The sequence below is a fragment of the Fibrobacter sp. UWB13 genome (genome assembly GCF_900177805.1).
Taxonomy (GTDB): Bacteria; Fibrobacterota; Fibrobacteria; order Fibrobacterales; family Fibrobacteraceae; genus Fibrobacter.
In genome coordinates this window covers 748,281-770,406 of sequence record NZ_FXAX01000001.1, presented here as the reverse complement: position 1 = coordinate 770,406, position 22,126 = coordinate 748,281, and the positions used below count along the sequence as shown (strand labels likewise).

The window sequence follows — 22,126 nt, the reverse complement described above, 5'->3', positions numbered from 1 at the left end:
CTAATAACTAACGCCATTTTTTCTACATTTGTGCTCGTATGTTTACGGGTATAATTCAAGCAACCGGCGAAATCATTTCCCTCGAAAACAGGGGAGACGCGCTTACAATGCGCATGAAGTCGCCGGGATTCTTCAAAAACAGCAAACTGGGCGACAGCATTGCCAATAACGGCGTGTGCCTCTCCGTTGAAAACTGTACCGATGACGAAGCTACGTTCTGTCTCATGCACCAGACCGTCGTGAATACGTCCTTCCAGCAGGCAAAAGTTGGGGATCTCGTGAATCTCGAGTATCCTTGCCGCGCCGATAGCTTTATGGGCGGTCACTTTGTGATGGGGCATGTGGACTGCACCACCGAAGTCTTGCGCGTCACTCCGCGTGAAACGGGCGTGGAAGTCGATTTGGCTCTGCCAGCTGACTTGCGCCGCTATGTCATCCGTCGTGGATCCATCACTTTGAACGGCATTAGCCTTACGGTGGCCGAAAAAGGGGAGGATTACATCCGCGTCTGCATTATCCCCGAGACCTTAGCCCGCACGAATCTCAGGAACTGGGTGCCTGGCACCGTGGTGAATGTGGAAGTCGATATGCTCGGCAAATATATTGAAAACTATCTAAAGGAACGTGACCTTGCTTAATACGATTGAAGAGGCCATTGAAGATTTCAAGAACGGCAAGTTCTTGGTCGTGGTTGATGACGAAGACCGTGAAAATGAGGGCGATTTCATTATCGCCGCCGAAAAGATTACTCCCGAAAAGGTGAACTTCATGCTCCACGAGGGGCGTGGCGTGCTTTGCTGCCCGCTTCCGATTTCCCGCTGCCGCGAATTGAATCTCACGCGCCAGACTGCCGAAAACACCTCCATGCTCGGCACTCCGTTCACCGTCATGGTCGATAAGCTTGAAGGCTGCACTACGGGTGTTTCTGCCCACGACCGTGCCGCAACGATCCAGGCTCTCGCCGATCCGAATTCCAAACCGAGTGACTTCGGTCGTCCGGGTCACATTTCTCCGCTTTACGCCCAGGAAGAAGGCGTTTTGCGCCGTGCAGGCCACACCGAAGCCGCAGTGGACCTCGCCAAGCTCGCCGGACTCCGCCCGGCTGCCGCTCTCATCGAAATCATGAACGAAGACGGCACGATGGCTCGTATGCCGCAGCTCCAGGAAGTCGCCAAGAAGTTCGACCTCAAGATTATCTCCATCCGCGACTTGATTGACTACCGCCTGAAAACGGAAAAGCTGGTGCAGCGCGTGGCCGCTCCGCACGTTTCGACCAAGTACGGCGATTTCACGGCTTATGCCTACCGCAGCAAGACCGATGGCGTCGAACATGTGGCCTGGGTTGCCGGTAATCCGGACTTCAGCAAGCCTGTCTATGTGCGCGTCCACAGCGAATGCCTTACGGGCGATATCTTTGGTAGCCTCCGTTGCGATTGTGGAGACCAGCTTGCAGCAGCCATGAAGTTCATTGGCGAACACGGTGGTGTGTTCCTCTACATGCGCGGTCAGGAAGGCCGTGGCATTGGTCTTTGCAATAAGCTCCGCGCTTATGAATTGCAAGAAAAGGGTATGGACACGGTCGAGGCGAACCTCCACCTTGGGTTCAAGTCCGACTTGCGCCAGTACGGTACGGGCGCCCAGATTTTGGCAGACCTCGGTGTGAAGGAAATGCGACTCCTCACGAACAACCCGAGCAAGATTTCTGGCATTTCCGCTTACGGCTTAAAGATCGTGGAACGCGTGCCGATTGAAATCAAGCCGAACAACATCAACCGTTTTTATCTGCGCACCAAGAAAGAAAAGATGGGCCACGAGCTCCATCTCGACAATGCGGATCATGGCGCAGCCGAAGTTTTAGATGAAGGAAAATAAGATGAAAGAATTCAAAAATTCCCTCAATGGTTCTGGTTTGAAGGTCGCGATTGCAGTCGCCCGCTTCAATGAAGTGGTGACTGACCGCCTCCTTGAAGGCGCTGTCCGCGAACTTGAAACGCTCGGCGTCGATAGCGATGATATCGCTGTGGCTCATGTGCCGGGTGCTTTTGAACTGCCGGGCCTCTGCCGCAGATTTGTGGATTCTGGCAAGTACGATGCCGTGATTGCTCTCGGTGCCGTTATCCGTGGCGAAACAGGGCATTACGACGTTGTCGTGAACAATTCTACGGGCGGAATCGCATCGCTCGCTGCCGAAGGCAAGGTCCCGGTGATTCTCGGAATCTTAACGACCGACACGGTTGACCAGGCGATGAACCGCGCAGGTCTCAAGGCCGGCAACCTCGGCTGCAACTGGGCAAGAACTGCCGTTGAAATGGTAAATCTTTACAAGCAGATTGGAAAATAATTATGGCACAAGTAAGTTTTAGACCTGCTCGCGTCTTTGCGATGCAGTTGCTTTACGCAATGGAAATTTCTGGCGGTACGGTTGCTGATGCTCTCCCGGGCGTTTTGGAAGCCCAGCCGCTCCAGGACAACATGAAAAAGTACGGCATGAAGCTTGTCGACTTGGTCCTTGCTCACAAGGCCGAACTCGATTCTGAAATCGAAGCCTGCTCCGCTCATTGGGGAATTGAGCGCATGGCGACTCTCGACAGGATTGTGCTGCGCATCGCGATGGTTGAACTTTTGTATGTTCCTGAAATCCCGATGAAGGTGGTCATCTCTGAAGCAGTTCAGGTTGCCGCCAAGTTCAGCACGGATTCTTCGGGCACGTTCGTGAACGGACTCCTCGCCGGATTCTTGCAGAAGCGTGGCATGGTTGCAAACAATACTAAGAAGGATGCTTAATTTTTATGAAGATTAACGAGAAGTGGCATAAGCACATCTTTGCCGGTATCGCTGGCTTTATTGCTTTGATCGTTTACATGATGACGATGGCTCCGACGGTCTCTTTCTGGGACTGCGGTGAATTCGTCGCTTGCGCCAACACGCTTGGCATTCCTCATCCTCCTGGAACGCCGTTCTTCGTGTTTTTTGCCCGTGCGGTCATTCTCCTTTTGCCGTTCGTGGGTGAAATCGCAAAGCGCGTGAACTACATCTCTGTGGTGAGTTCTGCCGCAACGGTCTATGTGACAGCCCTCTTTGCCTGGGAACTTTTGGCAACGGTCCTCAAGACGGACGCCCTTGCCGAAAAGATTTCTGAAAAGATGCGCACGTTTGTGCTTGGCACTGCCGCTCTCGTCGCTGGCTTCCTCCTCACGTTCTCCGATACGTTCTGGTTCAACGCGGTTGAAGCCGAAGTCTATGGCGTCGCCATGCTCATCTTGATGCTTGTCTCTTACCTCGGTCTCGTGTGGTACAACAAGCGTGATGAAGCGGGTAGCGATCGCATCCTCATCTTCATTTGCTATATCGCATTCCTCGGTGTGGGCGCTCACCTTTACACGATGCTCACAGTCCCGGCTGTGTTTGCCTTGCTTCTCGTGGCTCAGCCGAAAAAGATTGTCGAACGCATTCCTATCTGGATTACGGGTACGCTCCTTTGCTCCGTGATTTACATGGTCTCTGCGTTTATTGAAATTTCCCTGGTTAGCCTTGTCGTCCTTTCTGTTATTGTCTTTGTTCCTGCGATCAGAGCTGCTTTCCCGGCTCGCGTGAACCATGCGTTCAAGCTTTCTCTCGCCTTTGCATTCTTTGCTTTGGTCGGTTACAGCACGCACCTTTACATCCCGATTCGTTCGGAACTTAACCCGACGATTGACGAAAACGACCCGGAACTCAACATTCGCGACGAACAGGGCAACCTCCAGCTCGGCAACCTCTTTGAAGCTAAGAACTGGGATGCCTTCAATGCGTTCATTGAACGTAAGCAGTATGGTTCCGAAAGCATGATTTCCCGTGCTTTCTACCGTCGTTCCCAGATTGCTCACCAGGTGCTCTCTTTCCCGAGCATGAGCTATGGTGGTTACCAGATGGCCCAGTACCTCCCGTATAAGGTGGGTGGGGTAAACTATGCTAACGGTGTCTATACGTTTGACGCTTCTGAAAACGAACCGGTCGAACGTCTTGGTATCAAGTTCCCGACGCAGATGTCGTTCATGGGCGACAACACCTTCTTGCAGTTCCTTTTCTTCTTGCTGTTTAACGGCCTCCTTATTGCTACTTGTGTGTATGTCTACAAGCGCAATAAGCATGTCGGTATTTTCGTCTCGACGCTTTATGCCCTTTGCTCTCTTGGCCTCCTGTTCTACATCAATTTTGCCGATGGCACTCGCATGGAACAGCGTGACCGTGACTACTGGGTAAATGCCATGACCCGCAATGTTGCTGATTTGAACAATGCTGGTGCAGGCATTACGTCTCTCCCGGATCCGAACGAACTCATCGATCTCCGCCAGACGATTGACTACTCCAAGCTCGCTATCGAACGCCTTCGCATGAACAATGCTCCGGCTTCTCGAATTGCTGAATTCGAAAAGAAGATTAGCGATGCCGAAAATACGTCTGCTTGGAGAAATTGGCAGAAGATTGAAGAAAGCTTTGCCCGTTTTGGTCAGCGTGCCCCGTTCCCGGAAGCAGTCCACATGGAAGTCCGTGAACGTGACTACTTCTATACGCCGGCATTCATTTTCATGAGCATGATTTACGGTATCGGTGCGGGTATTCTCGTGCTGCTCGCTGCAACGACTGCATCGACAATGGCTTTTGCATCCCCGATTGCCGCCGCACTCGTGCTTGTTTCGTTCCTGGTTCCGTGCATTTCGAACTACAAGGAACATGACCGTTCTGGTCTTTGGGTTCCTTGGGATTATGCCTACAACCTCCTCAACAGCTGCCGTCCGAATGCTATTCTCTTTACGAATGGCGATAACGACACGTTCCCGCTGTGGTTTGCTCAGGAAGTTGCCGGTGTCCGTAAGGACGTTCGCGTGGTGAACCTTTCCTTGGGCAACACGGATTGGTACATCAAGCAGATGCTCACGAACGAACCGATTCTCAAGCTTTCTTACAACAAGGAATCGATCGACAACGATATGGTCCTTGACAATAGCAGCGCTAACAATCCGAACCACCTCGTTTCTACTTGGGTTCGCCGTGCCGAAACGCTCAAGCCGAAGCTCAAGGAACGTATCGACCAGATGGAAGCTGCAGGTTTCCTCTCCGATGCTGATTCTGCAAAGCTTCTCCAGTTCAAGGTGAATTACCAGGTTTGGGATGCATTCCTGGATTGGGCCAAGAGAAACCGTTCTAGCATGATGCTCACGCAGTACAAGCTTGTGATTGATCTTGCTCTCCAGAACATGGATCGCCCGATTGAAATCTCGACGACGGTCGGTACGTCTAACTTCATGGGTCTTGAAAAGTACATGGTCCAGGAAGGTATGGTCTATAACCTTGTAAAGGGCGACCTCACTCCGCGTCAGAATTCCTTTGATGCCAAGGCTACAGCAGCCATGATCGATACCGTTTACAAGTTCCGCGGTCTCGGTGACGGTTCTGCTTACATCAATTCCGAAACCGAACGCTTGCTCAGCAGCTATGTCTCGCTCTACTTGCAGATTTCGTTTGACGCTCGTGAAAAGATTGCTGCCCTTGTCTCCAAGAAGCCGTTTACCTACGCCGACAAGGCTGAAGTCGAAAGCATTGCCACGAACGCTGCTAAGTATCTCGAACTCGGCATGTACCAGTTCCCGAGAGAATGGCGCAACTACTGGGCTGCTTCTTACGTTTATGCCTCTGCAGGCATGAAGGCTAAGGCTCTTGAAGTCGTAAATCGTGGTCTCGAAAACATCCCGACTTACGATGGTCCGGGCCGTAGCCGCTTGAAGATGTGCCTCCAGCAGATTGAAGCGATTACCGATGATGTGCTTAAAGTAGATGAAGAACCGGTGACAACGCCGGCTACTGACGCTGCTCCTGCTGTAAATTAGTTCTCGAGGTATTGTCATGGATTTGAGCTTGGTTATCCCTGTTAAGGAAGAAAGTGAAAATCTTCCTGAGTTGATGAAGGAAATTTGGGCAGCCATTCAACCGACCGGTATGGAATTCGAGGTTATCGTTATTGATGACGGTAGCCGAGACAATACCTGGGAAGTGGTGGAGGACTTGGCGAAGGAATACAACGCAAAGCCGGGTTCTTCGGTAAGCGCATTCCGTTTCCAGTTCAACTGCGGCAAGGCTGCCGCTCTTGCCCTTGGTTTTTCCAAGGCTCGCGGCAAGTACGTCGCAACGCTCGATGGCGACTTGCAGGATGACCCGCTCGAAATCCCGAAGATGATCAAAATTCTCGAATCCGGTTACGACCTCGTCTCTGGCTGGAAAATCCGCCGCCTTGATCCGTGGCACAAGACGATGCCTTCCAAGCTTTTCAACTTGACCGTGTCGATAGTCTGTGGCAAGCGCTTGCACGATTTCAACTGTGGCATCAAGGCTTACCGCAGTTCCGTGGTTCGCTTTATCCAGCTTTACGGCGATTACCACCGCTTTATCCCGGTCATGGCAAAGTGGCAGGGCTTTCGCATTACCGAGATGCCGGTGGCTCACCGCGCTCGCGTTCACGGCGTCTCGAAGTACGGTGTTTCCCGCTTGGTGAGCGGGTTCCTGGACTTGGTTTCCCTCATGTTCATGCGTAGCTTCTCTTCGAAGCCGCTCCATTTCTTTGGTCTGATTGGGCTTATATTGATGCTTTTTGGCCTTGGCACTTGCGGCTATTTTGGCTATGAATGGATCCAGACGGGAGCAATGCATGTTCGTCCGCTCTTGTTGGCTGGCGCATTTTCGCTTGTCATGAGCATCCAGTTCTTCTCGCTTGGTCTTTTGGGCGAGATGATGAATGGCAATAAAAAGAGGACTTATCCTGTTTCTGATGTCATTGGCGAACTGTAATTTTGTATAGATTTGTGTTTAGAGAGGTATTTAATGGCGTTTCCTAAGAGTTTGGTAATTGTTCCGACATACAATGAAAAGGAGAATATTCTCCTTATCATGTCGGCGATTTTGGAACAGAATGAATGTCTGGAAATTTTGGTAGTGGACGATGGCTCCCCGGATGGTACGGGCGACCTCGTTCAAGCCGAAGCCGACAAGAATCCGCGAATCCACTTGATCCGCCGTAAGGGCAAGATGGGCCTTGGCTCTGCTTACGTGATGGGTTTCAAGTGGGCGCTCGAACGCGATTACGAACGCGTGTTCGAAATGGATGCCGACTTTAGCCATTCTCCGACCGACCTGAACCGCTTTTTGGAAACTGCTGAAGATGCTGACCTCGTGCTGGGTAGCCGCTATCAGGATCACCGCATTAGCGTGGTGAACTGGGACTTGCGTCGATTGATTTTGAGCTACGGTGCAAACGTCTACACGCGCATTGTGACGGGTCTCCCGATTAGCGATGCAACGGGTGGCTTCAAGTGCTTCCGTCGCGAAGCTTTGCAGGCTTTGAACCTCGACAAGATGAAGAGTGACGGATACTGCTTCCAGATTGAAACGACCTTCAAGATTTGGAAGAAGGGGCTCCGCGTCAAGGAAATCCCCATCATCTTTACGGACCGCACCCGCGGCACTTCCAAGATGAGCGGCGGAATCATCTCCGAAGCGTTCTTCCTTGTGCTCAAGCTTCGTCTCGGACTCGCTTAGGTCTGTGCATCTCGTCATCCTGAACGCGCAGCGTGAAGGATCCAGTTAATTTTGGAATTGTCAACTTGCCTATGCTTTCTTGTTCAGTCATTATCATTGCTTATAACTCTTGCGACTTCATTCCGGCATGCCTCAAGTCTGTGCGCGATGCTTGTGAAGGAATCGATTCGCAGATTATCGTTCTGGATAACGGTTCCACCGAACCGATTATTCCCGAAATCAAGAACTTCTTCCCGGAAGTGGAATGGATTGACTCCAAGGAAAACCTGGGCTTTGGTAAGGGCTGTAACCTTGCTGAAAAGCATGCGACCAAGCCGTATCTGTTCTTTATCAACCCGGATACGATTATCTCGAAGAACGCCTTCCGCGAAATGCTCAAGTTCATGGAAGAGCATCCGGAAGCGGGCACGGTCGGCTGTCGCATTCTGAACGAAGACGGTACGCTCCAGTGGGCCTGCCGCCGTTCTTTCCCGACGATTGTGTCTGCCGTCTCAAAGACGATTGGTCTTGCGGCGATGTTCCCGAAGAGCAAGACGCTTGCCAGCTACAACATGACGTACGCCGACCCGGACGAGATGATTGAAGTCGATGCCATTAGCGGCTCGTTCTTCTGCATCCGTCGAGATGTCTATGAAACGCTGAACGGCTTTGACGAAGACTACTTCATGTACGGCGAAGACTTGGACCTCTGCTTCCGTACAAAGCAGATGGGCCTCAAGAACTATTACACGCCGGTCACGAATATCTTGCATTTCAAGGGCCAGAGCTGCCGCACGCGCCGTTGGGGGTCTTATGTGGACTTCTACAAGGCGATGTTAATCTTTGTGAAGAAGCACAAGGACCTTTATTTTGTCCCGAATTTCCTCGTGTCTTTCGGTATCTTGTTTGCCGCATTCGTGGGCATGTTCTCGCGCCTGATTCCGAAGTTCTGGAAGATGTTCCTCGACTTGGGCGTGGTGGCGATTTGGGCGTTTTTCATTCTCTGCTATGAAACAGGCGTGTTCTCGACATGCCTTGATTGTGCAGGCAAAAGCGATGTCATCATCCATTCTGGTTCTGAAGACTGGATCCTTGCTATTTTAGCTGTTGTTTTGAACATCGTGTTCCTCATGTTCCGTGGGGAATATACGGTATCCAGTCTCGCGGGCGAAAAGTTCTTGCATTACTTGATTCCGTTGAACCTGCTTATTGTCGGTGGGTATTCGGCATTCCGCTACTTTACCCAAACGCCCGTTGTCGATGGTGCTACAACTTATTTGCCATACGGTTCTCATTGGATTACCTTGGCGGTCTGCTCCAGCCTCTTTATCCCGCTTGCGCTCCTCGCTTGGCGTCGCATTGCGTTCTGGATAAACTATTTCTACCGTATTTTTGCGAAAAAACGCCACCGTTCCATCTTGCTGGGTGGTCGCGAAGATTCCCTCAACAACTGGTTCGACAGCTACAACGTGATCCCGGGTATCGAAATTCTCGGCTGTGTGAGTTCTGAACCCGAAAAGTTGAGCGAAGAAAACCGCAAGCACCTCCTTGGTCCTCTTTCGGACATGGAGTCCATCTGCAACCGCACGGGCTGCCGCGAGCTTTTGGTGGTCTCGAATTTCTCGGGTTACCGTGAAGAATTCAACATGAATTGGCTCGATAAATTGGGGATGTGCGTCTATTTGCTCATTGGAAATGGCAAAAACGGCAATTTTGCCCTTGTAAACCTCAAATATCTTCGTTAAATCGCTCTTTTTTGTAAAAATTGTGTTATTTTTTTGATGAAATAACAAATTTGAAAGGTCTTATGCTCGATTCTAAATTGTTAAGTATTCTTTGCTGTCCGGAAACTCGCGAGCCTCTTTCGCAGGCGGGCGAGGATTGCATCGCTCTTTTGAACAATGCTATTAAGGCTGGTACGCTCAAGAACGTTGCTGGCGAAGCTATTACTGAACCCCTGACCGAAGCGCTTACGACTCCTGATGGATCTCGAGTCTATCCAGTTCGTGAAGGCATACCTGTACTTTTAGCGGACGAAGCTGTTCTTCTTCCATTGGAGTAATGATGGCTGTAACGTTGGATTCTCTTAGAAAGGCTGTAAAAAAGAATAAGGGGCGTTCTCAGGCTTTGGCCTGGCTTGCCGATATGGAACGTGCTTCGGGTGATTACGAAGCTGCCCTCAAGACTGTGGATGCCGCACTTGCCGCATTGCCGTCCGATGTACCCGCTATGTTGGTTCGTGCTAGAATATTAGCAGGTCAGCAGGATTTTGCCGGTAGTATTACAGAATACAAGAAGGTGCTTGCAAAGGATCCGTTCTGCCTTTCTGCCCATAAGCGGATGGGTGAATCCTACGATAAGCTAGGCAAGGAAGTTGAGCGTAATGCTTGTTTCCGTCGTGTCCATGATATGGACCCGCTCGATCCGTTCTGGAAAGATGAATACGACGTTCTGCCTGAAGAGGACCAGACGCTTGTTGCTCCGCCGATGGACGATAGCTCGTTCACGATGGATGTTTCCGATGATGCTGAAAATGCAGAGGGTGGTGAAGACAACATCTTTGCAAACCTCGCTGCGTCTCTCCCGAATACAGACGAAGAAGACAATGCCTCGATGGATGACTTGCGCAATTCTCTGAACTTTGCTTCGGATGAAATTGCAAGGAATCCCGATGGTACTGAAATTCCGGACTTTAGCGGTCATGTGCTGAATTCGTCCGAAGTTTCTTCTGCTATTTCTGGAATCTTGGGCGGTGATGACGATCTTGATGTGGCGGAGTCTGGTGAAAAAACTGAATCTGCGACATCGTCTCTGTTCTCGCACTTCTCGGATGAAGAAGAAAAACTCGATGTGGTGGAAGAACCGAAGTCCGAAGATGTTGCTGAAGAAAAGTCTGATGATGAATTCAGTCTTGACAGTTTGGACGAACCGCAAGAGGCGGATGAAAAATCGACGAACATCGATGACGCATTCTCTTCGCTCCTTGGTGATGATGAACTGCCGGAAGAAGCTCCTGTTGCGGAACAACCTGTGGAGCAATCCGCAGAAGAACAGCCTGCAGAACAGGTTGCTGAATCCGTTGCCGAAGATCTCGGTGCACCTGATGAAGAACCGACAGATGAAGAAAACCTAATTGGTTCTTCTGATAGTGGTATTCCTTCGACGCATATGGACTTCTCGGATGAAGAAGATGCTGGCGAAGCCAATCTTCTTGATTTAGATGAAACTCCGAAGTCTGAAGATGTTAAGTCTGAAGAATCTACGACGAATGTAGACGATGCATTCTCTTCACTTCTTGGTGAAGATGAACTTCCCGAAGAAAATGCTACTGCGGAATCTTCTGACAACTCTGATTCTGAAGCTGAAATCGCACTGGAAGAAGACGTTGAACCGGCTGCAGAAACAACGGAATCTACCGAGAAAACTGAAGAAAAGCCTCTTGAAGAATCCGTTGAAGATTCCTTCGATAACTTGTTTGAAAAGTCTGCTGAAACAGAAGATAACTCTGAATTGACTTTGGATGAACCGGCTGCTGAAGAAAAATCTGATGAAGATTCTTTTGGAAGCTTGTTCGAAAAATCCGCAGATGCTGATTTTAGCCTGAATGATGAGACTCCGGCAGAAGCAGAAAATACTGCTGAGCCCGTTGCAGAAACTCCGGCTGCCGAAGAAAAATCAGATGAAGATTCTTTTGGTAGCTTGTTCGAAAAGTCCGCTGATGCAGACTTTAGCTTGGACGATGAAGCTCCGGCAGAAGCTGAAAATAGCGCTGAGGCTGTTGCAGAAACTCCGGCAGAAACCGAAACTGCTCTTGAAAAGGCTCCGGAATTTGTTCCGTCTGAATCTGCTGAAAATATTGCTCCGGCAGAAGGTCTTGTTCCGACATCCCATATGGATTTCTCGGATGAAGAAGACTTGCTGAAAGAAGGCGATGAATTTGTCCTGAACTTGGACGAAGAAACTCCGGCTGCTAAAGAATCTACTGAAGCTCCTGTTTCTGAATCGCTTGAAGAACCCACCGCTGAAGAAATTTTGGAAGAACCCGTTGCTGCAGAAGAGCCTGTTGCAGAAAAGCTTGAAGAACCGGTAAATGAGGCTGCTGCTCCTGCTACGGAAACTGCTGAAGAAGATACTGCAGCAGAAGAAGTGGATGGTGCTTTTGATGCCCTCTTTGGTGATGAAAGCCAGGAAGCCACGGGTGCTGAAATTGAAGAAGCCTCTGTAAAGGATAGCGTTGGCGACTCTTTCGATAGCATTTTCGGTAAAGACGAAGATTTGGATTTGCCGGAAGAAAAGTCCGAAAAATCCGTTGCTGCAGAAGAACCCGTTGCAGAAAAACTTGAAGAACCGGTAGCAGAACCTGAATCTGCTGAACCAGTCGCTGAAGAACCGGCTCCGTCTGCCGAACTTGATTCCATTGACACTGAAGTTTCCAATGCCTTCAAGGGTCTCTTTGACGAAGACGACTCTTTGCCAGAATCGGATGAACCGAACAATAATGGTGTCGATTACCTGATGTCCGGCGATTCCGATGATGAAGTGGCAGCAAGTCTTGTTGAAAATGCCGAAGCTCCGCTTTCTCGTGGCGCTGTTGATTTGGACGATAGTCTGAATACGCGTACGCTTGCTGACATTTATATGGAACAGGGCGTTTACAATAAAGCTCTTGAAATTTATTCGGACCTCGCCAAGAAAAATCCGGATGATGCCGAAATAAAGGCTCGCCTGGAAGAAGTCGAAAAGCTTTGCCGCGAAAAGTTTGGAGAAGGCTGATATGGCTGAACTTCGCATAGAACAGCTCTTGCGCGAGATGGTAAACCGCAAGGCGTCTGACTTGCATTTACGAGTTGGCGTTCCGCCGGTTTACCGTATCAATGGTGCATTGCAAAGACTTTTTGATGTGCGCATCGATAGCGCTATGATGGATTCCTTCTTGGATGATATCATGAACCGCGATCAGAAGCAGCGTTTTGAGGCTAATAAGGAATGCGACTTTGCTGTGGGCGCCCGTGATATGGGACGCTTCCGTGTGAACGTGTTCCGTCAGCGTGGTACAATTGCTGTTGTGATTCGTCATATCAAGGCTGTGATTCCTGCTTTCGAAGATTTGCACTTGCCCGAAGTGATTCGTGACTTGGCTTTGACTAAGCGCGGTCTTGTGCTTGTGACGGGTACGACGGGTTCTGGTAAGTCTACGACGCTTGCTTCAATGATTGACTATATCAATCAGAAAGAATCTGTGAACGTCATTACGGTTGAAGACCCGATCGAATATCTTTATAAAGATAATGTCGCGATTATCTCGCAGCGTGAAATCGGCGTGGATACGCTTTCTTATGCGAATGCGCTCCGTGCAGCGCTCCGTCAGGACCCGGATGTGCTCCTCGTGGGCGAAATTCGTGACCTTGAAACAATGCAGATTGCATTAACCGCTGCTGATACGGGCCACATGGTCTTTGCGACCATCCATACGACGAATGCTGTGGAAACGATTCACCGTGTGCTTTCGATGTATCCGCCGCACCAGCATGATGAAGTGCGTCTTTTGCTTGCGGAAGTCTTGGCAGGCATTATTTCGCTCCGTCTTTTGCCGACGAAGGATGGCAAGGGGCGAGTCCCGGCTGCCGAAATTCTCGTGAATACGGGCGCTATCAAGGAATACATCCAGGACAAAAACAAGATTGACATGGTGGAACAGGCTGTTGCCGAAGGCCACATTCAATACCATAGCCAAACGTTCGACCAGGCACTTTTGGAACTTTACCAAAACGAGCAGATTTCGCTTGAAACGGCAATGAACGCTGCCACGAACCGCGATGACTTTGATCTTAAGATTCGTGGTATTTCTGGTACATCTGATCGCGGCTGGATGTAATTAGTAGACAGTAGGCGGTAGGCAGTAAACAGAATGCTCCTGCAATAAATTTACGATTTTTGAATTTGAAAAAGGCGAGCATAATTGCTCGCCTTTCTAGTAACTAATGACTATTGACTAGTAACTGCGGCTATGCCGCACTACTTCGTATAAACGCAGCGATCGGTGCTGTTCCCAAAGCAGGTCTTGGTCATGCCGCTCACGCTGCTCACGACGCCCGGCTTACCTACGCTAGAGACCATCTTGCTGCCCGAGAAGCTCGGTTTGAATGCAATGTCCGAAGAGCCGTAGTAATTGCTGGTCGAGAAGCTAACGCTGTACTGCGTACCTTCTTCGGAATTGTTTGTGCCGAATCCGAGCAACTTGCCGCCTGTAATCGATGTCGTTCCGTCCGAATCGACCATACCGCCCATGCCGCCGTTCATGCGGCATTCCACGATGATGACACCGCCGGTGATGCTGATGCCGCCATTGCTGTCAATGCCGTCTGTGTCGCCTGTGCCGACGTAGATGTAGTGGTAACCGCCTGTGACCTTGAGCGAACCTGTGCTACCGCCCATGCCTCCGCCTGCTCCGCCCCAGCCGCCGCGACCTGTGTTGCCTGTGGAGGTCGTGCTTGTGCCGCCGGCTGCATTCCAGCCGTCGTCCGTGGTGATCACGCTTGTGATGCCGCCTTCAAAGTTCATGTCCGGAGATTCCATACCTTCGTAGGCGATGGTCACGCTCACGTTGGCGTTGTCCTTGACGTAGAGTGCTTTTTCGGCGTGAACACCGTCGTCGTCTGTAGCGATGGTCATTGTGCCGCCGCTGAGAGTAATCGTGCCACTGCTGTGGAGACCATCATCACGGCTGTTGATGTCAATAACGCCACCGCTGATGGTTATGCTTGAATCGCCCTTGATGCCCTTCATGCTTTCGCTCGGGGAGCAGGAGCTTCCACCCATGCCGCCTGGGAATCCGCCGCCGAATCCGCCTCCATTACCAGAGGAGGTGAGGCTGAGGCAGTTTTGGCCGCCGCCAGCTGTAACCTTGATGCTCGGGGATGCAGATTCGCCATTGGCAATGACAACGGCGTTAGCTGCCGTGATGCCGTCAAAAGCGGATGTGACGGTGATTGTACCACCTGTGATTTCGATGGAACCCTTGCCGTTTGCCAAATCAGTTGCGTCCTCGGTATCGCTCTTGATGCCGTCGCCTTCGGTCGTGGTGATATTGATTGTACCGCCGCTGATTTCGACGGAGCCTTTACCCTTGAGGCCGTTATTCTTGGCGTTCACGGTGATGAGGCCGTTTTTCACTTTCAAGTCGTTGCTGGTATGGATACCGTTGTTGTAGTTGGCCTTGACGATAAGCGTACCTTCGCCTTTGATGGTCAGGTCATCCTTGGCGTAAATGCAAGCGCCCGTCGTATCGGTCTTGGCTTCGCCGGAGTCATTGGTGTAGTTGTAAGTCTTGGTGCGCGAAGAACCGTCCGTGAACGTGTTGGTCGTGCCGTTTTTGGCAACGACAAAAGTCTTGCTTGCTTTTTGCACGTAAATCGGGGCGTCCGCGGTGTTTGTGAGCGTGAGGCCCTTCATGTTCAAGTAAACTGAGGAGTCCGTTTTGGCTGTGTTCACGAGAATCTGGGCATCGCTACCGCTGTAAGAACCGCTAAAGTCGTATTCGCCGCCGCAAGTAATGGTAACTGTACCGCCCGTAGCGGTGACGCAGTTATTTGTATTGGCGACCGTTGCGCCACTTGCGGCGTAAGTGATTACAGGGCGTTCCCCGGTGTTGCCACTAACCTGTTCAGGCTGAGTGCTGGAGGAACTTTGCGTAACAGGAGCGCTCGAAGAGCTTTGTGCAACAGGAACGCTAGAGGAACTCTGTACGGTCGGTATCGTCGAGCTGCTTGAATTGACGGCCGGGGCAACGCTGCTTGAAGATGCGATTACGGCGCTGCTTGTGCCGTTGCTTGCACTACTTGCGTTGATGGCGCTACTTGTCGGAACAATTTCAGAACTGCTAGAAACTGTAACGTTGCCCGAATTTGTGGCGCTACTAGTTGCACTGCTGATTTCGTTTCCTGCGCTACTTGTTGGATTTTCCAGAGAACCCGTTTCCTGGCTATCGCTGGAGGCGATTTCTTCGGTGACGTTGTAAAAATCTACAGCCGAAGTCGAGTCCGAGCAGCCGGAGTACATTGCTAATGAAAGGCTCGAAATACAGCCCATGGTCAGAAATTTTTTATTCATAGAATATCTCCCATTCAACATTTTCTTAAAACTTATATTAGATGAAATCGCTTTTAAATGTGTGTATTGTTCTTTTTTACGGACATTGAAATTTTAAGCGGAACAAAAAGTTCCGTACGGAACGAAAGGGCTCAAATTTTCCATTTTTGGCGAATCCGGCGAGCGAAAATGCTAAATTTGGAAAATGCTTTTAAAGAAAATATTCCCCTTTTTGTCTTGTTTTTTACTGGTTGCGGGCGTAAGCGAATCTTTTGCTGCATCCCCGGTTATTGAACCGGAACATTCTCGTAACTTGCGTAATCTGGAAACCGCTCCGATGTTGTTCGAATACCATCGACAGACGACAGGAAACAACCTCCAGTATTTTACTTATCCGCGCAGGGATACGACATTCCGCAAGAATTTCACGAAAACGGAAAGCAACGCTCTTCTCTATTTTGATAATGTTCATGGAGCGGGGATTTTAGGGAATGGGCTTTCTGTTAAAGATACGATTCCGAGAATTGCTATTGCGGCTAGTATTATTGGCGGCATTGATTATCGTAGTGGAGAATCACTCGGCGACCAGGTTTGGACAGGGCGTGATTATCGTGTTTCTAATAAATCCATTGGTGATACGATTTGGCCGGGCGTTGATGGCGGTATTTACTTGCGCGGCTTTGTGGATTCTGTGGACTTCTTCTTGGATGCCCGAATTTATAGCGAAGGGCATTCCGCCAAGTCTCCGAAATCTTTTGATGGTGAATTTTTGGAAGTTCAGCACGAAGAAAATAATTCCGGTGTGGAATACACAAGCTATGCCCGTTACCGTACACATTTTGCTTTTAACTATGACTGGTTGCGTTTGGACTTTGGCCGAGACGTGATGCACTGGGGCCCGGGCTACTACAATAACTTGTCCTTGAACCAGTTTGCGCTTCCGTATAATATGTTGAGCCTCGACATGATGATTGGCCCTCTCCGCGTGATGAGTTTTTATGCGGACTTGCGCATTTACAATAACAGCATGAGCATGTCGAACAAGACTACGCGAAATCTTTTTGGTCATCGCTATGAACTTGCTGTAGGGAATGCAACGTTTGGTATCAGCGAACTCCAGGTGCTTTACGACAATATGAAACCATGGCTTTTTATTCCGACCGCACCGCTGTTTATGGAAAAGGGGAATTATTCTGAAAACAGCAATAACGGATCCATTTCTTTTGACTTCAACTACCGCTTGTTTAATGCGGTGCGCCTTTATACGGAATTTTTCCTGGATGATATGGAATCCCCGATTAGCTTGATCCGTAATGACAACATTGAAGCGAAATGGGCTTGGATGGCGGGTTTCCAGGCGGGTCATGATTTTTATTACAAAGGACACAAGATTGAAGCGGGTACGATTTTTGAATACGCCCGTGTAGAACCTTATGTGTACACGCACTTTGAAAAGAATACTGCTCAAGTGGCGCATCTCGGATTCCCGTTGGGTAACCAGGGTGGTCCGAACAGCAGAACGATTGACTGGAATGTCTTTGCGCGTTTGGATGGACATATCTTTGCTTCTGTTCGCCAGACGTGGTTCTGGAAGGGAACGGATTATGGTAGCGCTGTGAACGATACGACACCAAAGAATCATTTAAAAATTCCCAAGAAGTTCCTCGATGGTGCCAAACTTCAGTATATGCTGTCTCCTGCGATTTGCTATGAAGGCTTGCGCTTCTCGTTCTTGGGTGAACTGACGTTGATTGATGATAAAAAAGCGTATATCCGCGCTGGATTCAAGTGGTAGAGTGTATGAAAAAGCCAGAACTTTTAGCACCTGCGGGTGACCTTGTACGAATGAAGTATGCATTTGCCTATGGTGCAGATGCTGTTTATGCTGGGCAGCCGGCGTTCTCGCTGCGTGCTCGCGAAAACGGTTTCAAAAATCTCGATGACCTTGCCGAAGGCATTGCCTATGCGCATGAACATGGCAAGAAGTTCTACCTCACGAGTAACGTGATTCCGCGAAACGTGAAGGTGGAATCGTTCCAGAGAGCTTTGAATGCTGCTTTGGAACTTAAACCGGATGCCTTGATTGTGGCTGACCCTGGCTTTGTGGGCTGGCTTTTGAAAGAACATCCTGAAACCGAAGTTCACTTGTCTGTGCAGGCGAATACGACAAACTATCTTGCAGCTTCGTTCTGGAAAAATCTGGGCGTTCGTCGTATCATCTTGAGCCGTGAACTTCGCCTGTCTGAAATTTTGGAGATAAAGAAACAAGTTCCAGACCTTGAACTTGAAGTGTTCGTTCATGGTGCCGTTTGTATGGCTATGTCTGGCCGTTGCATGCTTTCGAACTGGGTAACGCATCGCGATGCCAACCAGGGCGCTTGCGATAACAGTTGCCGCATGCCTTATCGCTTATATGCGAACTCCGGTCCTCAGGTCGAGGACTATCGCGAACATGAGGGTTCGTTTGCGCTCCAGCGTACCGATCGCCCGGAACTTGACCCGATTGCGCTCGACGAAGATACGTGGGGCACCTACTTTATGAGTAGCCGCGACCTTTGCGCTCTGGATGTGATTCCGGAACTCGTGGCGGGTGGGCTTGATTCGTTCAAGATTGAAGGCCGTACGCGTTCTGTGTATTACTTGAGCCAGGTCGTGCGCGCTTATCGCATGGCTATTGACGCCGTTGCAGAAGGAATGCCCGTGCCCGAAGAAAGCCGCCGTGCGATAACCTTTGTTGATGGGCGAGGCTTTATGCCTGGATTCTTGCGTGGACCGTTGCCGCAGAACTATGAAGCGACGCATGTGGATGCCGCTGGTGGCTGCGTTGCTGCCCAGATTAAGGATTTTGATGAAGCTACGGGGGCATGCCTCGTGAACGTGAAAAATCCTTTCTCTATGGATGATACGTTGGAACTCATGACTCCTGATGGCATGCAGAAGTGCGAAGTCGAGGAAATGCTGGATTTCCGCGGCGCTGCCGCAGATCGGTTAAATCCGGGAACGGAAGGACGCGTTTTCCTAGGAAAAAACACCTTAAATAGCGAAAAAAACTCCAAATTTGGCTTTCTTGTGAAACGTGCAAATTCATAATATACCATAAAAAAATAGATTTGGAACATGGCAGTCGATAAAGCGACAAAAGAACAGGATGAACTTGAACTTTATCAGATTGATGATAAAGCGATTGTGCCGTTCTTCCAGAAACATCTGGAAGAGTTACGGCAGTTCATTCACGATCATCAATGCAATGATCATCTTTGCTTGTTGGTGTTGTTGAAGCAGTTTATTCGTACTTACCGCATGCCGTTCAATATGCAGCGCTATATGGAAGTTCAGAGAACTTTCATCCAGCGTTCTTTGCATGACAAAATCCAGGACCGCCAGCAGGCCGTGAGCCACTGGATTCAGGAATTTGCTGGTCGCCATCGCAATCGCATGATCCAGCTGCAGTGTCTTTATCTGGATAGGGTCAAGGACCGCTTGCTCCCAGAAATCGAAAAGTTGCTTGAAAACCGGATTGATCACTTGCAAGAAAAGCTCGGTGAAAATAAGACCGAGCCTCAGTCCACTCCAAGCAACGAGTCGCAAAACGTCTAGAATTAATTAGGTCATTAGCAAAAAAACTACTGACTAATGACTATTGACTAATAACCAAAAATTCAATAACTAATTACTGCATGTAACTTGTTGATTTTCACCAAGTTACATTTTTTTATAATGTTGAAAATTGGCGTTTTTGAGCAAATTTCGCCAATTGTATAAGAATTTGTATGTTTTAAGTAAGGAAAATCTTGTCAAGGGATGTTGAAAAAAATACCTGTTGATAAGTTGTGCTGATAGTAAGTGATAATTTTGTCACTCATACGTTCGTAAGGGTGGTGTAAATTGGAAAAAGGGTGATAAAAAATGTTTCTAAAAATTTTTTGCCTTTTTTGAACCAAAAACACGCTTTTCAAATTTTTTTCGTTCGGGGTGCTTTTCCTTTAAAATTCCTTTCTTATTTTTTGCTTGCTCTTTTATACTTTGGATTGGTTTTTTAGATCGTGGATAATACTGTTTCTTTGTTGGATATTGCAGAGTCGCCCTGGCAACAGGTGCTCGACCGCGTGCGTTCGGAATGCAAGGACTTTTTTGGTGCCGTAATTCTCGACGCTCTTGGTTATGAGGGAATGTGCAATGGTTATGCCTTGCTCACTGTTCCTGACGAGCTTCGCGAGAACTGGGTGAATTCCCATTATGGCGATTTGTTGCGCAAGTCCTTTACGGCTGTATTTGGTAGTGAATTTGTTGATTATCGCATCCGTCAGATTGCTCCTTCGGACCCGATTCCCGAAATCAAGCTCACGATGCCTGTTATTCCGCGTCCAGAGAAAAAGAAGGCCGAGGTTAAGCGCCCGAAGCAGCCTTTGGCTCTTTATGCCCGCTATACTTTTGAAAACTTTGTCGAAGGGGAGTGCAATTCTACGGCTTTCCGCGCTTGCCAGGCGGTTGCCGAAAATCCGGGTGACCCGGCTTTGAATCCGCTTTTTGTCTATGGCGAAAGCGGCCTTGGCAAGACGCACTTGCTGCAGTCCATTGCCGCAAAAATCCAGAAGAGCCGCCCGGAAGCATCCATTGTCTATTGCCACGCTTATGACTTTTTGCGTGATGCAACGGCTATGGCGTCTGCACTCCACAACAAGACGGGCAATGTGCGCGAGCTTGCGCAGAAGTTCCGCGAACGCTATGAACTTTGCGATGTGCTTTTGCTCGACGATGTGCAGCTTTTGGAAAAAGGCCTCTGGACGCAGGACCGCCTTGCTATTTTGATTAAGCATTTGCGCGCTGAAGGCAAGCAGGTCGTGATTTCTTGCGACCGCCATCCGAACCTGTTTAAGGTTGTCGATACGGATAATGAATCTCGTGGTTTATCCAGATCTTCGATTCCGAGCATTTCCAAGAAGCTCCTTGCTCCGCTTGCCTCCTGTGTGGCTGTGGGCATTGACGAACCGGACCTTGCAACCCGTATGAACTTGATTAGCAAGAAGTCCGAGGACTTGCCGTTTGCAAAGGCTGACCGCGAAGAAATTTGCCGTTACCTCTCGATGCCGCCGCGCAAGAACGTGCGCCTGATTGAAGGTCTCTTGAACTTCCTCGGTGCGATGAACATGTTCTGCAAGGCAGATTTGAACTTGAATGGCGTGAAGCGCCTCGTGGCTCCGTCGGAACATAGCGGCCATGTGGAACTCACTGCCAAGAACATTATTGAAGCGGTAGCTATGGATTACCGTGTCGAGGTCTGTGAACTCTCGTCCAAGCGCCAGTCTGCCGCGATTTCTATGCCCCGCAAGGTGGCGATGTTCCTTTGCCGCGAACTTACGACCGATTCGCTCCAGAATATCGGTGCGATGTTCTGCAGGGACTATGCCACTGTAATCGCCGCCATTAATTCCCTGAAAAAGCAGATGGAAACGGATGCGTCCCTCGCAAGGCGCGTTCAAGATATCCGTTATATGCTGGAAGCCTAGCATGATTGCTCTTTTAACGGGTGGCGCCGGCGTCGTAGGGAAGGCGTTGTGCCGGGAACTAATAGCACGGGGAGTGTGTGTCCGCGTCTTGACGCTTCCGGGCGATTCTTTGGCGAAGTCCTTACCGAGCGAGGTGGACGTCCGTTATGGCGATGTGACCGATTTAGATTCTATCCGAGATGCGTTTGAAAACGTCGATGTCGTCTATCACTTGGCGGCAATTCTTTTATCTACAAAACGCGGTGCTTTTGAACACGTAAATACGGATGGCACGCGAAATGTGCTCGAAGCTAGCAAGCTTGCAGGCGTCCGCCGTTTCCTCTATGTTTCAAGTATTTCGGTGACATACCCGATACTCACGCCGTATGGCGAAAGCAAAAAGAAGGGCGAGGCTTTGGTGCAGGCTTCTGGACTCGACTGGACGATTGTGCGTCCGACGCTTGTGATTGGCGATGGGGGCGGTGTGGAGTTCAACATGTTCCGCGATTACGTAAAGCGTTTCCCAGTCTATTTTATGCCGGGTGGCGGCATGTGCTTAAAACGCCCGGTCCGCAGCGTGGACTTGGTCAAGGGAATTGCCGTGGCGGGACTTATGAAAAGTGCCGTGGGAAAGACCTACGCCCTTGCGGGTTCAACGGTAATGACGATGGCGGAAATGGCTAAGCATGTGCTGACCGACGCCGGGATACACCACCTGATGGTTCCGCTCCCGTGGTGGATATCGAAGCGCCTTGCTGTCTTGAAAAACTGGATTGGTGGCAAGCGCGTGTCTGCCGAGCAGGCTTTGGCGGGATTTCTGTACGATGCAGCCCCGTCCATTGATGAGGCTGAACGAGATCTCGACTACCATCCGGGCTGCCCTTTCTAGTAATTCGGGCTTTTCCATATAATACGTTTTCTTCTAAAACAAGGCGCTTTGGGGCGTTTTCTGCCCTTTTTCTGTATAAATTGTAAACATTTATTGGTCTAAATTGGACTAAATA

17 protein-coding genes are annotated in these 22,126 nt (G+C 49.7%); 16 read left to right on the top strand and 1 reads right to left on the bottom strand.

What is annotated here, in order from left to right; translation table 11 throughout:
- Positions 1-38 precede the first annotated feature (38 nt).
- From B9Y77_RS03260 to B9Y77_RS03210, 11 genes are all read left to right on the top strand, one after another.
- The gene (locus B9Y77_RS03260) at positions 39-638 is read left to right on the top strand and encodes a riboflavin synthase (protein ID WP_014547326.1); all 600 of its coding nucleotides are present in this window, start codon (positions 39-41) and stop codon (positions 636-638) included.
- Positions 625-1,872: a bifunctional 3,4-dihydroxy-2-butanone-4-phosphate synthase/GTP cyclohydrolase II gene (locus tag B9Y77_RS03255; protein ID WP_014547327.1), complete on the top strand. Its 1,248-nt coding sequence runs from the start codon at positions 625-627 to the stop codon at positions 1,870-1,872. Before B9Y77_RS03260 ends, B9Y77_RS03255 begins: the two co-directional genes overlap by 14 nt.
- Position 1,873: 1 nt before the next feature.
- Entirely contained in the window at positions 1,874-2,341 is a 468-nt protein-coding gene (gene ribH / locus B9Y77_RS03250; protein WP_073424686.1) for a 6,7-dimethyl-8-ribityllumazine synthase, read from the top strand.
- Positions 2,342-2,343: 2 nt separating this feature from the next.
- Entirely contained in the window at positions 2,344-2,784 is a 441-nt protein-coding gene (gene nusB, locus B9Y77_RS03245; protein WP_014547329.1) for a transcription antitermination factor NusB, read from the top strand.
- 5 nt (positions 2,785-2,789) lie between these two features.
- Positions 2,790-5,867 (top strand): glycosyltransferase family 117 protein, encoded by a 3,078-nt coding sequence (locus B9Y77_RS03240; protein ID WP_085490453.1) that lies wholly within the window; start codon positions 2,790-2,792, stop codon positions 5,865-5,867.
- 16 nt (positions 5,868-5,883) lie between these two features.
- Positions 5,884-6,822 (top strand): glycosyltransferase family 2 protein, encoded by a 939-nt coding sequence (locus B9Y77_RS03235; protein ID WP_073424118.1) that lies wholly within the window; start codon positions 5,884-5,886, stop codon positions 6,820-6,822.
- Between the two features lie 33 nt (positions 6,823-6,855).
- Positions 6,856-7,569 carry a polyprenol monophosphomannose synthase gene (locus tag B9Y77_RS03230; RefSeq protein WP_073424119.1) on the top strand — a complete coding sequence of 238 codons (714 nt, stop codon included), beginning with the start codon at positions 6,856-6,858 and terminating at the stop codon, positions 7,567-7,569.
- 71 nt (positions 7,570-7,640) lie between these two features.
- Positions 7,641-9,293 carry a glycosyltransferase family 2 protein gene (locus B9Y77_RS03225; RefSeq protein WP_085490452.1) on the top strand — a complete coding sequence of 551 codons (1,653 nt, stop codon included), beginning with the start codon at positions 7,641-7,643 and terminating at the stop codon, positions 9,291-9,293.
- 62 nt (positions 9,294-9,355) lie between these two features.
- Positions 9,356-9,610, top strand: a complete 255-nt coding sequence (locus tag B9Y77_RS03220) for a Trm112 family protein (RefSeq protein ID WP_073424121.1) — start codon at positions 9,356-9,358, stop codon at positions 9,608-9,610.
- Positions 9,610-12,321 carry a tetratricopeptide repeat protein gene (locus B9Y77_RS03215; RefSeq protein WP_085490451.1) on the top strand — a complete coding sequence of 904 codons (2,712 nt, stop codon included), beginning with the start codon at positions 9,610-9,612 and terminating at the stop codon, positions 12,319-12,321. Before B9Y77_RS03220 ends, B9Y77_RS03215 begins: the two co-directional genes overlap by 1 nt.
- A gap of 1 nt (position 12,322) precedes the next feature.
- The gene (locus tag B9Y77_RS03210) at positions 12,323-13,423 is read left to right on the top strand and encodes a type IV pilus twitching motility protein PilT (RefSeq protein ID WP_073424123.1); all 1,101 of its coding nucleotides are present in this window, start codon (positions 12,323-12,325) and stop codon (positions 13,421-13,423) included.
- A gap of 140 nt (positions 13,424-13,563) precedes the next feature.
- Here the strand turns inward: B9Y77_RS03210 and B9Y77_RS03205 are convergent, their stop codons facing one another.
- Positions 13,564-15,657 carry a carbohydrate-binding domain-containing protein gene (locus B9Y77_RS03205; protein ID WP_085490450.1) on the bottom strand — a complete coding sequence of 698 codons (2,094 nt, stop codon included), beginning with the start codon at positions 15,655-15,657 and terminating at the stop codon, positions 13,564-13,566.
- Between the two features lie 211 nt (positions 15,658-15,868).
- Between B9Y77_RS03205 and B9Y77_RS03200 the strand changes: the two genes are divergently transcribed.
- The 5 genes from B9Y77_RS03200 to B9Y77_RS03180 all read left to right on the top strand — a co-directional run bounded on the left by B9Y77_RS03200 (position 15,869) and on the right by B9Y77_RS03180 (position 22,011).
- The gene (locus B9Y77_RS03200; RefSeq protein WP_254899900.1) at positions 15,869-17,431 is read left to right on the top strand and encodes a capsule assembly Wzi family protein; all 1,563 of its coding nucleotides are present in this window, start codon (positions 15,869-15,871) and stop codon (positions 17,429-17,431) included.
- Positions 17,432-17,436: 5 nt separating this feature from the next.
- Positions 17,437-18,726, top strand: a complete 1,290-nt coding sequence (locus tag B9Y77_RS03195) for a U32 family peptidase C-terminal domain-containing protein (RefSeq protein WP_085490448.1) — start codon at positions 17,437-17,439, stop codon at positions 18,724-18,726.
- 27 nt (positions 18,727-18,753) lie between these two features.
- Positions 18,754-19,233 carry a hypothetical protein gene (locus tag B9Y77_RS03190; protein ID WP_073424126.1) on the top strand — a complete coding sequence of 160 codons (480 nt, stop codon included), beginning with the start codon at positions 18,754-18,756 and terminating at the stop codon, positions 19,231-19,233.
- Between the two features lie 446 nt (positions 19,234-19,679).
- A complete protein-coding gene (locus tag B9Y77_RS03185; RefSeq protein ID WP_085490447.1) occupies positions 19,680-21,143 on the top strand; it encodes a DnaA ATPase domain-containing protein in 1,464 nt (487 codons plus the stop codon).
- A gap of 1 nt (position 21,144) precedes the next feature.
- Positions 21,145-22,011: an NAD(P)H-binding protein gene (locus B9Y77_RS03180; protein WP_176221705.1), complete on the top strand. Its 867-nt coding sequence runs from the start codon at positions 21,145-21,147 to the stop codon at positions 22,009-22,011.
- Positions 22,012-22,126: the final 115 nt, after the last annotated feature.